Annotated in this window: 11 protein-coding genes; 7 read left to right on the forward strand and 4 right to left on the reverse strand. The window is 41.6% G+C overall.

Annotation, left to right across the window (positions count from 1 at the left end; genetic code table 11):
• Positions 1-16 precede the first annotated feature (16 nt).
• Complete coding sequence (locus tag ACTJKG_RS20955; protein WP_172335620.1) at positions 17-898, forward strand: cupin-like domain-containing protein; 882 nt, start codon at positions 17-19, stop codon at positions 896-898.
• A gap of 90 nt (positions 899-988) precedes the next feature.
• On the opposite strand, the gene ACTJKG_RS20960 is transcribed toward ACTJKG_RS20955, so the two are convergent.
• Complete coding sequence (locus tag ACTJKG_RS20960; protein WP_172335621.1) at positions 989-1,408, reverse strand: YybH family protein; 420 nt, start codon at positions 1,406-1,408, stop codon at positions 989-991.
• 189 nt (positions 1,409-1,597) lie between these two features.
• Between ACTJKG_RS20960 and ACTJKG_RS20965 the strand changes: the two genes are divergently transcribed.
• The 6 genes from ACTJKG_RS20965 (at position 1,598) to ACTJKG_RS20990 (ending at position 8,320) form a co-directional block, all read left to right on the forward strand.
• Positions 1,598-2,476 carry a carbohydrate kinase family protein gene (locus ACTJKG_RS20965; RefSeq protein WP_440740336.1) on the forward strand — a complete coding sequence of 293 codons (879 nt, stop codon included), beginning with the start codon at positions 1,598-1,600 and terminating at the stop codon, positions 2,474-2,476.
• A gap of 243 nt (positions 2,477-2,719) precedes the next feature.
• Positions 2,720-3,817, forward strand: a complete 1,098-nt coding sequence (locus tag ACTJKG_RS20970; RefSeq protein WP_166091302.1) for a vWA domain-containing protein — start codon at positions 2,720-2,722, stop codon at positions 3,815-3,817.
• 46 nt (positions 3,818-3,863) lie between these two features.
• Positions 3,864-5,369: a sigma 54-interacting transcriptional regulator gene (locus ACTJKG_RS20975; protein ID WP_440740337.1), complete on the forward strand. Its 1,506-nt coding sequence runs from the start codon at positions 3,864-3,866 to the stop codon at positions 5,367-5,369.
• A gap of 117 nt (positions 5,370-5,486) precedes the next feature.
• Entirely contained in the window at positions 5,487-6,764 is a 1,278-nt protein-coding gene (locus ACTJKG_RS20980; RefSeq protein WP_440740338.1) for a metallophosphoesterase, read from the forward strand.
• A gap of 32 nt (positions 6,765-6,796) precedes the next feature.
• Positions 6,797-7,681: a hypothetical protein gene (locus tag ACTJKG_RS20985; RefSeq protein ID WP_253952232.1), complete on the forward strand. Its 885-nt coding sequence runs from the start codon at positions 6,797-6,799 to the stop codon at positions 7,679-7,681.
• A gap of 6 nt (positions 7,682-7,687) precedes the next feature.
• Entirely contained in the window at positions 7,688-8,320 is a 633-nt protein-coding gene (locus tag ACTJKG_RS20990) for a class I SAM-dependent methyltransferase (RefSeq protein ID WP_172335625.1), read from the forward strand.
• A gap of 175 nt (positions 8,321-8,495) precedes the next feature.
• Here ACTJKG_RS20990 and ACTJKG_RS20995 read toward each other — a convergent pair whose 3' ends face one another.
• The 3 genes from ACTJKG_RS20995 to ACTJKG_RS21005 are packed head-to-tail and all read right to left on the reverse strand — an operon-like array spanning position 8,496 to position 12,628.
• Positions 8,496-9,188, reverse strand: coding sequence for a response regulator transcription factor (locus tag ACTJKG_RS20995; RefSeq protein WP_172335626.1), 693 nt, complete (start codon positions 9,186-9,188; stop codon positions 8,496-8,498).
• A 3-nt stretch (positions 9,189-9,191) separates the two neighbouring features.
• Entirely contained in the window at positions 9,192-10,835 is a 1,644-nt protein-coding gene (locus ACTJKG_RS21000; protein WP_172335627.1) for a sensor histidine kinase, read from the reverse strand.
• Positions 10,836-10,843: 8 nt separating this feature from the next.
• The gene (locus tag ACTJKG_RS21005; protein WP_440740339.1) at positions 10,844-12,628 is read right to left on the reverse strand and encodes an alpha/beta hydrolase family protein; all 1,785 of its coding nucleotides are present in this window, start codon (positions 12,626-12,628) and stop codon (positions 10,844-10,846) included.
• Positions 12,629-12,818 lie beyond the last annotated feature (190 nt).

Below are 12,818 nucleotides of genomic sequence, written 5' to 3' on the forward strand. Positions count from 1 at the left end.
GGAAAGCAAATACAATATGAGTTTTATCCTCCACCCTATTGATACTGTTGAAAATATTTCTCCTGAAGATTTTAAGAAGAACTATTTAGATCCTCGCCGCCCGTTGGTTATAAAAGGCTTGACCAAAAGCTGGCCCGCCCGCGAAAAATGGACCCCGGAATATTTAAAGCAGGTAGTAGGCAAAAAGGTGGTGCCGCTATATGATAATTCAAAAGCCGATCCTTCAAAACCCATCAACTCTTCGGCAACCGAAATGCCTTTTGATGAGTATATAGATATGATCCGAAGCCAGCCCACCGAGCTGAGGATATTTTTCTTCAACATTTTTAAACAAGCTCCGCAACTTTTGGATGATATTGTTTTACCAAAAGACCTGATGGGTGGCTTTTTAGAAAGCATGCCTGCCATGTTTTTCGGCGGCTCCAATTCTGTTACGTTTTTACATTACGATATTGATTTGCCACACATTTTCCATACGCACTTTGGCGGCCGCAAGCATGTGATCCTGTTCGAAAACAAGTGGAAACGCCGTTTATACTGCATACCAAACGCTACCTATGCTTTGGAGGATTATGATGTATTAAACCCCGATGTCAAAAAATTCCCGGCCCTCGATGGTGTAGAAGGTATTGAAGTATTTTTAGAACATGGCGATACCCTGTTTATGCCTACCGGCTACTGGCACTGGATGAAATATATCGACGGATCATACTCCCTGAGCCTGCGGGCCTGGGATGCCTCTATTAGTCGTAAAGCAGCCAGCCTGTATAACCTGGCCATTAAAGGCGGAGTCGACAGCGTATTGAAAATGGCCTTCAAAGAGAAATATGCCAAATTCCGCGAAGAACTGGCCATAAAATGGGCCAACCGTGAATTGGCAGCCGGAAAACCTTTTTAAGGTTGTAAGTTATACGTATTACATTGTACCTTTTAAAATATGCAATAGCGATGATTGAAATCATCGCTATTTTTGTTTACGTCTCAACCTCTACGAGGTATGATCACAGACAATCTTCCACTCACCTTTTATTTTTTTGAACCATAGGGTATAATAACCGCCGGGCTCATCTTTATCACGCTTCAATTTCCAGCCACCAAATAAAAAAGCATTGGTACCATCCAGCACTTTTACTTGTAGTATAGTAAAAGTAAGCTGCCCCATGGTTGCCTTATCAGGATAGGTCTTTTTATAACGCTCAATAGTACTTTTCCAGCCATAAACCGGCCCTTTTTGGCCAACAAACAGCAATGAATCTGATTTCCAGTATCCCTGCATAAAGCCATCAATATCTCCCCGGTTCCAGGCCAATTCCTGATTGTGCATTACTTTTAATATAGCTTGCCTGTCTTGCGCGTAAGAAAGGTAAGCAACAAGGATCAGGAGGCAGGATAAAATGTATTTTTTCATAAATTAAAGATAATGGTTTCGTCTGATTTTTTGTCTGAACCTTGATTAGTGGGATTAAAGGATTACCACGATAAAATCCTACGAATCCTTAAATCGGGTAAATCATGGTTCAGACAAGCTGTTTAATCCCTCAAATCAATAAATCCTGTTATATTTGAAATATACTACACCAAACTTTACATCAACTTTATGGAAAATCAGGTATTAAGCTTCGGCGAAGTTTTGTGGGATGCTTTTGGCGATGGTAAAAAAGCTGGTGGTGCCCCCATGAATGTGGCAAGGCACCTGGTACAGCAAGGGGTTAATGTTGCCTTTGCAAGTTCTGTAGGAATGGATAACAGCGGCGATGGCCTGGTAAATTTTTTACAAAAAAGCGGTCTTAATTCTCCTCTTATTCAGCGCGAAGATGATTTACCTACCTGTGAGGTAACTGTGCAATTAGATGAAAACAACCAGGCTACATACGTTATACCAGAGCCTGTATCCTGGGATAATATCCAAACCACTGCCGAATTAACGGAAGCTGGCAAAAAAGCCTCAGCCATTGTATATGGTAGCCTTGCCTGTCGCAAAACCGCTACCCGCGAAACACTGCTTAACCTGCTCGATGAGACACCTGCGCTAAAAATTTTTGATGTAAACCTCCGCCCGCCGCATTATACGATGTCTACCATAGAAACACTTGCGGCCCGCGCCCACATCGTAAAAATGAACGAAGAAGAAGCAACCCTTTTGATAGGCGGCAGTAGCGATTCACTACGTGATCAGATCATTGAGTTTCGCTCTAAATATCATAACCAAACCATTTGCGTAACCCGTGGTGAACGTGGAGCGATTGTATGGCATGATCACGAGTTTTATGAAAGCCCCGGATGCCCCGTAAAGGTAAGCGACTCGGTAGGAGCCGGCGATGCCTTCCTGGCCACTTTTGTAGCTGGTATACTCGCTAAACACCCTATGCAAACCATTGTTGATAAAGCATGTTCCGTAGGTGCCTTTGTGGCCAGTCAGCGTGGTGCTAATCCGGTTTACCCATCAGAATTACTGAACAGCCTGGCGTATTTGTAAAGTCGTTAAAACTCTAAAAACTAAATTCTAAACTCTAAGCATCTTTTAAGTATTGTCATCCTGAGAAACGAAGAATCATTTCATAATGACACGCGGAGAAAGGCCCGCTCATCAGCACATCTGTAATCTGCACATCCGCACATCTAACAGATTGTCATACTTACCTAACAATTTGCTTTAGTATACGGCAATCCAAACTTTTAAGAATAATTATCCGTTTCTTTATGTAAGAAAGGACACGATATGCGCGGTTTTGGATTTTCCAAATTTAAGCCAAACCAGATCCCTAAAGGCGGATTTGACGAATTATTAAAATTATTCCTGGAATTGCTCAACTATACTTCGGGCGATGCAGGCGAAGCTTTGGCCTGGCTTAATGAATTAGATAAACAATATAATCTCACCAATGATGACTATGGCATGGGTGATTTTATCGACGAACTGAAACAAAAAGGCTACCTGGATGAGGATCGTCAGAACGGCGGTTTCAACATCACCGCCAAAACAGAACAAAGCATCCGGCAATCGGCGCTGGAGGAAATCTTCGGCAAGCTCAAAAAATCGGGCAAAGGCAATCACCGCAGCCCTCAATCGGGTCAGGGTGATGAGAAAAATGCCGAACGCCGCGAATTTGAATTTGGTGATAGTTTGGATCAGATAGATATGACCCAATCTATCCACAACGCACAGGTTAATCACGGCATCGGCGATTTTATGATGACCGAGCGCGATCTGGAAGTAGAGGAAATGGATTATAAAACCCTTACTTCTACGGTGCTGATGATCGATATATCACACTCCATGATCCTGTACGGAGAAGACAGAATAACCCCGGCCAAAAAAGTGGCTATGGCTTTGGCCGAACTGATTCGCACCAAATACCCTAAAGATACCCTGGATATTGTTGTTTTTGGTAACGATGCCTGGCCCATTACCCTGCAGGATCTACCCTATTTACAGGTTGGCCCTTATCATACCAACACTTACGCCGGACTTGAACTCGCGACAGATCTGCTCCGCAGGCGCAAAACGCATAACAAACAAATATTTATGATCACCGATGGTAAACCTACTTGTTTAAAGGAAGGTACCCGGTACTATAAAAACAGCATCGGCCTGGACAGAAAAGTGGTAAATAAAACACTAAATATGGCAGCCCAATGCAAGCGTTTAAAAATACCCATCACCACTTTTATGATAGCTAAGGATCCGTACCTGCAGCAGTTTGTTCGTAAATTTACGGAAACCAACGGCGGCAAAGCTTTTTACAGCTCATTAACAGGTCTGGGTGAATACATTTTTGAAGACTATATTAAGAACAGAAGAAAAACGGTTCGTTAATGGGCGGATGTACCAACCCCTAATGAACTAATGAACAATTGAACGAATGAACAAAACAGACATAAAAACCCTCGGTGAGTTAAAAAAAACTGATTATAAAAGCCGATCGGTAAAAGATGAATTGCGTGCCAACCTCATAACCCAATTAAAAAAACGCGAGGGTGGTTTTGAAGGTATTGTTGGCTTTGAAGATACTGTTATACCCGATCTGCAAACTGCCATCCTATCCAGGCACAATATACTACTACTGGGTTTACGCGGTCAGGCTAAAACCCGCATAGCACGTTTGCTGGTGAACCTTTTAGATGAATACATCCCTTACATTGAGGGTTCCGACCTGTTTGATGATCCGTATAATCCGATCTCTTGGTATGGGCATAACGCCATCACTCAATTGGGCGATGCTACCCCCATCGGCTGGATCCATCGTTCGGAACGTTATACCGAAAAGCTGGCTACCCCCGATGTTACCGTTGCCGATCTGATTGGTGATGTTGACCCTATCAAGGCAGCTACCCTAAAATTAACTTATTCTGACGAGCGGGTTATCCACTTCGGATTGATCCCCCGAGCACACCGCGGCATCTTTGTGATCAACGAGCTTCCCGACTTACAGGCACGTATCCAGGTATCATTATTTAATATCCTGCAGGAAAGAGACATCCAGATCCGTGGTTTTAAACTACGTTTGCCCCTGGATATCCAGTTTGTATTTACCGCCAACCCCGAGGATTATACCAATCGTGGCTCCATTGTTACGCCTTTAAAAGACCGGATCGAAAGCCAGATATTAACGCATTATCCCCGCACGGTTGAAATTTCACGTAAGATCACCCAGCAGGAAGCATCACTTACTGATGAGCAGAAAACCGGCATTGAGGCAGATAGCCTGGTAAAAAACCTGGTAGAGCAAATCGCTTTTGAAGCCCGTAATTCCGAATATATCGATAAAAAATCGGGCGTATCGGCACGTTTAACCATCTCGGCATTTGAAAACCTGATCAGCAATGCCGAACGCCGCATGATCATCAATAACGAAACCAGCACTTTTGTACGTATTACCGACTTTTTAGGTGTTATCCCAGCCATTACCGGCAAAATAGAACTGGTATACGAGGGTGAGCTGGAAGGCCCCGGTAAAGTGGCCAACATCCTTATCGGTAAGGCCATCAAATCATCTTTACTGGAGTTTTTCCCTGATCCGGAAAAGGCTAAAAAAGCAAAAGGTGTAAACCCTTACGCCAGCATCATCAACTGGTTTGGCGAAGGCAATAACCTGGCGCTGGTTGATGATATGCCGCTGCAGGATTACAAAAAAGCCCTTAATGAGGTGGCAGGCTTAAAAGATCTGGTTAAAAAGACACATCCGCGCCTTGCTGAAAATCAACAGTTACTATTGATGGAGTTTGTATTGCATGGCCTGTCGGAATTTTCACAATTGAATAAAGGTTTCCTGGATAATGGCTTTGCATTCTCAGATATGTTCAACAGTTTGTTTAATTTGCAGCCTGATGACGAAGATGATCTGGATTTAGATGACGATCGTTACTAATTTGAACAAAAGTTAAGTATCAAGTAGCTAGTATCAAGTAGCACGACAGCTTCAGTTTTTCATAAACCAGTCAAAAATCCTGATACTTGATACTAACTACTTGATACTAAAGATAAAATGAGGGAACAGGCACTCAACATAATACTCATCATTGCTATACTGCTGCTTATTGATCTGTATGTATTGCACGGCATACGCGGCGCCTTTAAAAAATGGAAGTTGCCTCACTCGGGCGACTTTACTTTTTTTTACTGGTTAGTTTCTGTTTTACTAATAGCCGGTTTATTATTTTCTGTTTACATCAAGTTGGGTATGGGCGCACGCGCCGCGACATTGATGATATTTTTCCTGATCTTCTTAGGTAAAATATCTTTTTTACCCTTCTTGATGATCGATGATCTGCGACGAATGCTGATTTTGAGACGGGATCGACTAAAAAGAAAACCTGAAGACATCAGCATACCACCAAAGGAACATGCCATCCCCCGTTCAGAATTCCTGATGAAGGCCGGTTTATTAGCTGGTTCCATTCCGCTGGCGGCTATCAGGATCAGTATGCCTAAAGGATTGTATGATTATCATGTAAAATATCAAACCATGTACCTGCCCAATTTGCCTAAGGCTTTTGACGGCATCAAGTTGGGTCAAATATCAGATATACACTCGGGCAGCTTTTACAATAAAAAAGCGGTATTGGGTGGTGTGGAAATGCTGCTTAAAGAAAAAGCCGATCTGATATTTTTCACGGGCGACCTGGTAAACGGGCAGGCCAACGAAATGATCCATTACCGGGATATTTTCGCTAAAGTAAAAGCACCGCTCGGCGTGTATAGTTCGCTCGGCAACCATGATTATGGTGATTATGGAAAATGGCCTTCCCTCGCTGATAAAAAGAAAGATCATGAGTATCTGATAGCCACTCATAAAAGTATGGGTTGGGACCTGTTGCTTAATGAGCACCGCCGTTTAAAAGTAAATGGCGAAGAAATAGGCATTTTAGGAGTTGAGAACTGGGGCGAACTGAGTATTTTTCCCAAATATGGCCGCATGGATCTGGCCACTAAAAATACCGATGATTTACCGGTAAAACTATTATTGTCTCATGATCCCTCGCATTGGCGCGGAGAAGTGCTGCCGCAGTACCCACAAATAGATGCCATGTTTTCGGGCCATACCCACGGTATGCAGTTTGGCGTTCGTACCGAACACTTGCAGTGGAGCCCCATAGAATATATTTATAAAGAATGGGCAGGCCTGTACCAGGAAGGCAAACAACAGCTATATGTAAACGTAGGATACGGTTTTGTTGGATTAGCCGGTAGAGTTGGAATATTACCGGAGATTACGATATTTACATTAAAAGCCGGCCAGGACCCTTCGGGATACCGATCATAACAGATCAAAATGCAGGCGGACATTCATAACAAATGAAAAAAATATTTCAACCTGTTTTTGATTTTCTGCTGTTCAGTAATATTTTCATGTCGCTTTGCGCTGTCGCCCAGGCTTTGCTCACTTTCCAACTCATCGGCGAAAAACCAATGTTTCCGGTTTTAGGACTGCTGTTTACATCAACCCTGGGCATTTACAATTTTTGTATCCTTATTACACGCCCCAAGCACCCGGAAACTTCATCCTATAAACGCGTACGCTGGTTTTTTGGGCATTACCGGCTTATGGTAACCTTTACCATTGTATCCCTGCTGTCCCTAATCCCTCTGTTTTTCTTAATCACTACAGAATCAAAAATCCTGCTTATTTTTTTGGGGGGGCTGTCTTTTAGCTATGGCCTGCCGCTTTTCACTATTGGCGATCATAAGTTTGGGTTACGCAATATACCCGGTTTAAAACCATTCCTAATCACCCTGGTATGGACATTAAGCTGTGTATTATTCCCCGTACTGGAGATATTACACCTGCATACCAATGATATCTCCATGCACAATATTACCATACTAATAGCCAAACGCTTTTTGTTTATCGGCGCGCTTACTATCCCCTTTGATATCCGCGATCTGTTTGACGACCGCCAACAGGGTCTTAAAACCATTCCCGTTGCCTTGGGCGAAAAAAAGGCCTATATATTTTGCCAGGTTCTGCTAGCTGGTTATGTTGTTTTGCTATTCCTTTTCAGGAATAATGGTTTTAGTACCGATTTTTGGGCGCTAACCTTCACTGTAATATTAACAGGTTGGCTCATATTCAAATCGGCCTGGGAAAAGAATGAGTACTACTATTTCTTTTATATGGATGGGGTGCTCATATTACAATATGTGATATTGATGGCATTCCATTTTGCTTTTGGCCATTAAATAATTATGGCGGCTAGCTTCAACAATTCAGCCTGGTTCTATGACCGCCTTTCGCGCCTGGTATATGGTAATGCCCTGGTGAGCGCCCAGCTATATCTGCTTAGTTTTATTGAGCCGGGCTCCCGGGTACTTATTGTGGGTGGCGGTACCGGATGGATATTGGAAGAACTTACAAAAATACACTCATCCGGCCTATATATCACTTATGTGGAGGTAGCACCAGCGATGATGGCTTTATCAAAAAAAAGAGACATTGGCGGTAATACAGTAATTTATGTTCAAAATGCAATTGAACAGGTAAACTTAGCACCCGGTTTTGATGCGGTGATAACCCCTTTTCTGTTCGACAATTTCACCGAGCAAACTTTACGTATCGTATTTACCCATATCCATGCCTTGCTAAAGCCACAGGGTCTTTGGCTTAATGCCGATTTTCAACTTACCGGCAGGTGGTGGCAGCGGTTTTTATTGAAAAGCATGTTTGTTTTTTTCCGGCTGATCTGCGGCATTGAGGCAAGTAAATTACCAGAGATAAAAAGTTGTTTTACCACTGATAACTATACCATGGTAGATGAAAAGACTTTTTTTAATAATTTTATAGTGGCCAGCGTGTATAGAAGAAATCTCGTAATCCCCTAAAGGGGGGACAACGAGTTATCTTTTATTAGCACTTAGCATTCTAGGCCGCACAGAATTACCCAAAGGCGTAAAGTTCCCAAGATCCTTGTAAAGAAACTCCGAAGAACTAAATAACATGGTTTACATGTAAACCCACTAATTAGCACATAAGCCCCCCTTTAGGAGGTTGGGGGTACTATTGATTATATACAAACTTGTAGCCTATTCCTCTTACGGTTTGCAGGTATTGCGGCGAATCGGCATTGGTTTCGATCTTTTTACGTAAGCGTACAATGTGCATGTCCAGGGTGCGTGTATTTACATCGGCATTATAACCCCAAACTTCCATCATCAGTTCTTCGCGATTGATTACCTTGTTTTTATTTTTCAGAAAGTAAAGTAATATCCGGTTCTCCAGTATGGTTAGTTCAATTTTGCGGTTATCTCTGATCAGGAGGTGCGTATTGGGCAAATGCTCCATATTGGCAAAACGGTATGATTCTGTTTTTTCGCTGTTAAGGGAGAATTTGATCTTATTGTCGATCATAGCTACCAGCACATCCATATTAAATGGCTTGGTAATATAATCGGATACACCAAAATTATACGCCTCTATTTTGTCCACATCCTGGGCTTTGGCCGTCATCATGATAATCAGCTTATCATATCCCTTTTCCCTGATATTGCTACACACTTGCGATCCGGGTTTACCGGGCAGCATCCAATCCAACAACACGATATCCGGTTGCTCGTCCAGAATAATATTTTCGGCATCGTCGCCATTATCAGCTTCCAATACTTTATATCCTTCTGATTGCAAACGCTCTGCTACCAGGAAACGCAGGTTTTCATCATCTTCAACCAGCGCGATTTTAATTTCTTTGTTCATATTTTAATTTTCATATGGAAGCGTAACTATAAATTCCGAACCCTCATTAACTTTACTGTGAACGATGATATCGCCATCCATAAAATTAACCAGTTCTTTACAAAATGCCAAACCCAGGCCAACGCTTCCGTTTTGGTTATACTGATTCTCTATCCTGTAAAATTTTTTAAATATGTTATTCAGCTCTTCTTTAGGTATACCTATCCCCCGGTCAACAAATGAAAATACAATATCACCCTTTTTATGCATAATATTGATGTTCAGTTCTTTTTTTTGCGGATGGGAGTACTTATAAGCATTTTCGATAAGGTTTTGAAACACACTGCCCAACAAAACAGGGTCGGTATAAAAGGTTTGTACTCCGTTTATTTTACAACTCAATTTAAAGTCGGGATATTTTATTTTAAAGGTCTCGGTGTATCGGCCTACAAAATCCTCTACAACTATTTCTTCCTTTTTGAGCGTGATGGATTTATTCTCCAGTTGGGTAAATGACAAGAGTTTATTCATCAAATCATTGAGCTTATCCGCCTCTTCATCCAGTATTTTGCCATAATGCTTACGCTGTCTTTCGGTAAGCTCTCCGTCGCCACGCAGGTTGGAGCCCGCTATTTTTATAACGCTTACCGGTGTCTTAAATTCATGGGTGAAGTTATTGATAAAGTCATACTGTAACTTAAACAGCTTGATGTTGACATTAAGGTTGCGGTAAATAAGCCAGCCGATAAGTACCAGAAAAAGCGATATCAACAGCACCACTGCGCCTATGGGCATAAATCGCCGGTTAATTTCATTGGCCAGGTAACCTCGCTCTGAACTGAAATACAGCTTATAATCGGAAAACGAGCCCGGGAACGAAACTTCGGTTATCAGCTTATCTCCTTCGCTGTCCACAGGATCATAAACAACAGGCTGTATGGATACATTCTGATACAGTTCATGTCTTGTGTTCTTTATTTTTAACCGGTACGGATCGAGATGAAAGCTCATCATATTTTGTTTGTACGATGCCTTAACGGTATTGCGTTGCTGTAAGTCGCGGTATATTTTGATATCCTCGCGCCGTAATATATTGGTGTAACTGATTTTATTGGGTTTTACATCCCAAAATGTTTTAAACAGTTCATCCTGACTGGATACCCGGCTTGTATCGGAAAAAGCGATATAATTATTAAGCTTAACTGCCATCTCCTTAAAGTCCGACTCATCAGAAGGGCTGATCCTTTTAGCCCCAAAAACCTTCCCTTTTTTATACCAGTATTGATATATCGACCGTACTGATATATCCAGATTGTTTCTACGGATGGTGATAGGGGTTTTAGTTCCTATCAGTACATCATAAAAAACAATACTTCGCACAAAAGCATAATCATGAAAAACAGATGCCGCGTACTTAGCCGCCGAGACAGAATCTAAAAAACCCTGGTATGAGGTGATCTCCGGTATCTTATTCTGAAAAAAATCATTATATGGCTTTATGGTTTGCTCCAATACCTCAATTTTTTTTGAACCAAACTCGTTTTCGACATATTTTGCCGTTAAGTTATAAGATACAAAAAGAGCCACTACAAAAGTTACCGATATGAGCACCAAAAATATGATGATCAGCAAAAAGCTTTTGCGGTAAACATTTTTATATACAGGCATAAGGGGTATTAAGGTTTAACCCGCATATTGTAATCCAGGAATTTTTCAATCTCGGCGTACATTTCCATGCGGTTATGCTCATTTCTGAAAAAAGCCCGTTCATTGGGTTTTAAAAAGTATTTTACATCAACATTGCGTTTACGCAGTTCGCGCACAAACTGGTTAAGCTCACTGATATTGGCGCGTTGATCTTTAGCTCCCTGAAAAATAATTAGAGGGGCTTTTATTTTATCAGTATGAAACACGGGCGAAATAGCTCTGAGTTGATCGGCATCTGTTTCGGGATTGCCAACCATTTCATATATCATTTTTAAATAGGGTTTTAAGAATGGTGGTGCATCCTTAATAAAAGTAAAAAAGTTAATAAGCCCGTTTTGCACCACAGCGCAATTATAAAGCTCGGGATGAAATGAAATACCGTACAATGCCGAGAAACCACCAAAACCATTACCAAAAATGGCTATCTTTTTTGGGTTGGCTATTTTTTGAGCTATAAGCCAGCGCACTCCGTCGGTTATATCATCCTGTATTTTACCACCAACCTGCTTAAACCCTGCACTTCGGAAGGCTTTACCGTATCCTGTTGAACCACGATAATTAACCTGAAATACTGCGTATCCTCTGTTGGCTAAAAACTGAACGCGTTCATCATATCCCCAGGAGTCGCGGTTGCGCCAAAGCTCATCATGTGGTATAACTACTACTGGTAAATTGGTATGTTTACTACCCTGTGGTAAGGTTAAATATCCGTTGAGCAGCAAACCATCACGCGCTTTGTAGGAGATTGCCTTCATGGCACAAAGTTTTTCGGGCAATAAACCAGGATTAACATCGCCCAGCCTGGTTAGTTTATCCGTACTTTTTTCATACAGATAAAAGGATCCCGGGTTACGGTCGGTATAAGTATTCAGGATAAATTTATTTTCGGCACTGTCCCTATCTATCACCCTTATTTCATTGCCTTTGAGTTCCGGCCGCTGCAATAAGCTATTATATATTTGCTCAACAGCGGGTATCAGAAAATGTTTATGTGGTATTGAATCTTCCCAGGAGGCAAATTCAGCCCTGTGCTTGTTCCTGGAATATTCTACATTCAATATATCGGCCTTGCCGCAGCTAAAAATTGTTTTTTGCTCCTTACCGTCTTCAGCATTAATCTCTACCAAAGCCGTTTTATCACGATTAACGTTTGACAGGGCATAGAAATAGTTTTTCACTCCCGTAAAGGCAATTGGCTTTACGGAGTTTTTAAAGTTATTCTCAATGATCGGTTTAAATGGAGTATCATCACTGGGTCGGTATGATATGGTTTCATTTACCCCATCTGATGATTTAACCAGACGTATTTTGCCATCAGCATCAGGGAACCATTCCGTTAGGTTACCGGGATTGATCAGGTAAGGTTTCAGCTCACCTGTTTTTATATTGAGGCGATAGATGTCAAAATTCGCAGGGTCGCGTTTATTCATTTTAATGGTGATCACATTGGGTTCACTCCTGCTGCGGTTAAGCATGCCCACCTTTACCCTGTTTAAGCTGAGCACCGTGCGCAATTTAAGCGAATCCACATCGATAGCGTACATTTTGAAACTGTCGAAATCGATAGCTTCATGGCTGAATACCAATTGATCATTATAGGTCCAGAAATAATCGGGGCGTACGGAAAAATCATCAAAAGAGGTTATCATATGCTCCTTACCGTCGCTTAGCGATTGCACAAAAAGGTTCCTCTTTTCCCTGTATGATTTTAGATAGGATACATACTTACCATCGGGCGATAGTTTATAAAACATCTTTTCCGGCGCTTTAAAAAAATCGGCAATAGGAATTTGCCTCGCTTTATTCTTGCAGGAATATAAGGTTAGTATAAAAACAATTAACAATAGATGTCTCAATCGGCCCAACATGGTAATCACCCCAATTTTATTATTCTGGTCAAATTAGCTAAATAACTTAATGTTATCAAAATGTCACTACAATTTT

Origin of the sequence: Mucilaginibacter sp. 22184, assembly GCF_052045695.1 — a bacterium.
Lineage (GTDB): Bacteria > Bacteroidota > Bacteroidia > Sphingobacteriales > Sphingobacteriaceae > Mucilaginibacter.

Excerpts from the sequence above, each read along its gene's own strand:
- ACTJKG_RS20955 (WP_172335620.1), top strand. The coding sequence starts at position 17 with ATGAGTTTTATCCTCCACCCTATTGATACTGTTGAAAATATTTCTCCT.
- ACTJKG_RS20960 (WP_172335621.1), bottom strand. The coding sequence starts at position 1,408 with ATGAAAAAATACATTTTATCCTGCCTCCTGATCCTTGTTGCTTACCTT.
- ACTJKG_RS20965 (WP_440740336.1), top strand. The coding sequence starts at position 1,598 with ATGGAAAATCAGGTATTAAGCTTCGGCGAAGTTTTGTGGGATGCTTTT.
- ACTJKG_RS20970 (WP_166091302.1), top strand. The coding sequence starts at position 2,720 with ATGCGCGGTTTTGGATTTTCCAAATTTAAGCCAAACCAGATCCCTAAA.
- ACTJKG_RS20975 (WP_440740337.1), top strand. The coding sequence starts at position 3,864 with ATGAACAAAACAGACATAAAAACCCTCGGTGAGTTAAAAAAAACTGAT.
- ACTJKG_RS20980 (WP_440740338.1), top strand. The coding sequence starts at position 5,487 with ATGAGGGAACAGGCACTCAACATAATACTCATCATTGCTATACTGCTG.
- ACTJKG_RS20985 (WP_253952232.1), top strand. The coding sequence starts at position 6,797 with ATGAAAAAAATATTTCAACCTGTTTTTGATTTTCTGCTGTTCAGTAAT.
- ACTJKG_RS20990 (WP_172335625.1), top strand. The coding sequence starts at position 7,688 with ATGGCGGCTAGCTTCAACAATTCAGCCTGGTTCTATGACCGCCTTTCG.
- ACTJKG_RS20995 (WP_172335626.1), bottom strand. The coding sequence starts at position 9,188 with ATGAACAAAGAAATTAAAATCGCGCTGGTTGAAGATGATGAAAACCTG.
- ACTJKG_RS21000 (WP_172335627.1), bottom strand. The coding sequence starts at position 10,835 with ATGCCTGTATATAAAAATGTTTACCGCAAAAGCTTTTTGCTGATCATC.
- ACTJKG_RS21005 (WP_440740339.1), bottom strand. The coding sequence starts at position 12,628 with ATGTTTTATAAACTATCGCCCGATGGTAAGTATGTATCCTATCTAAAA.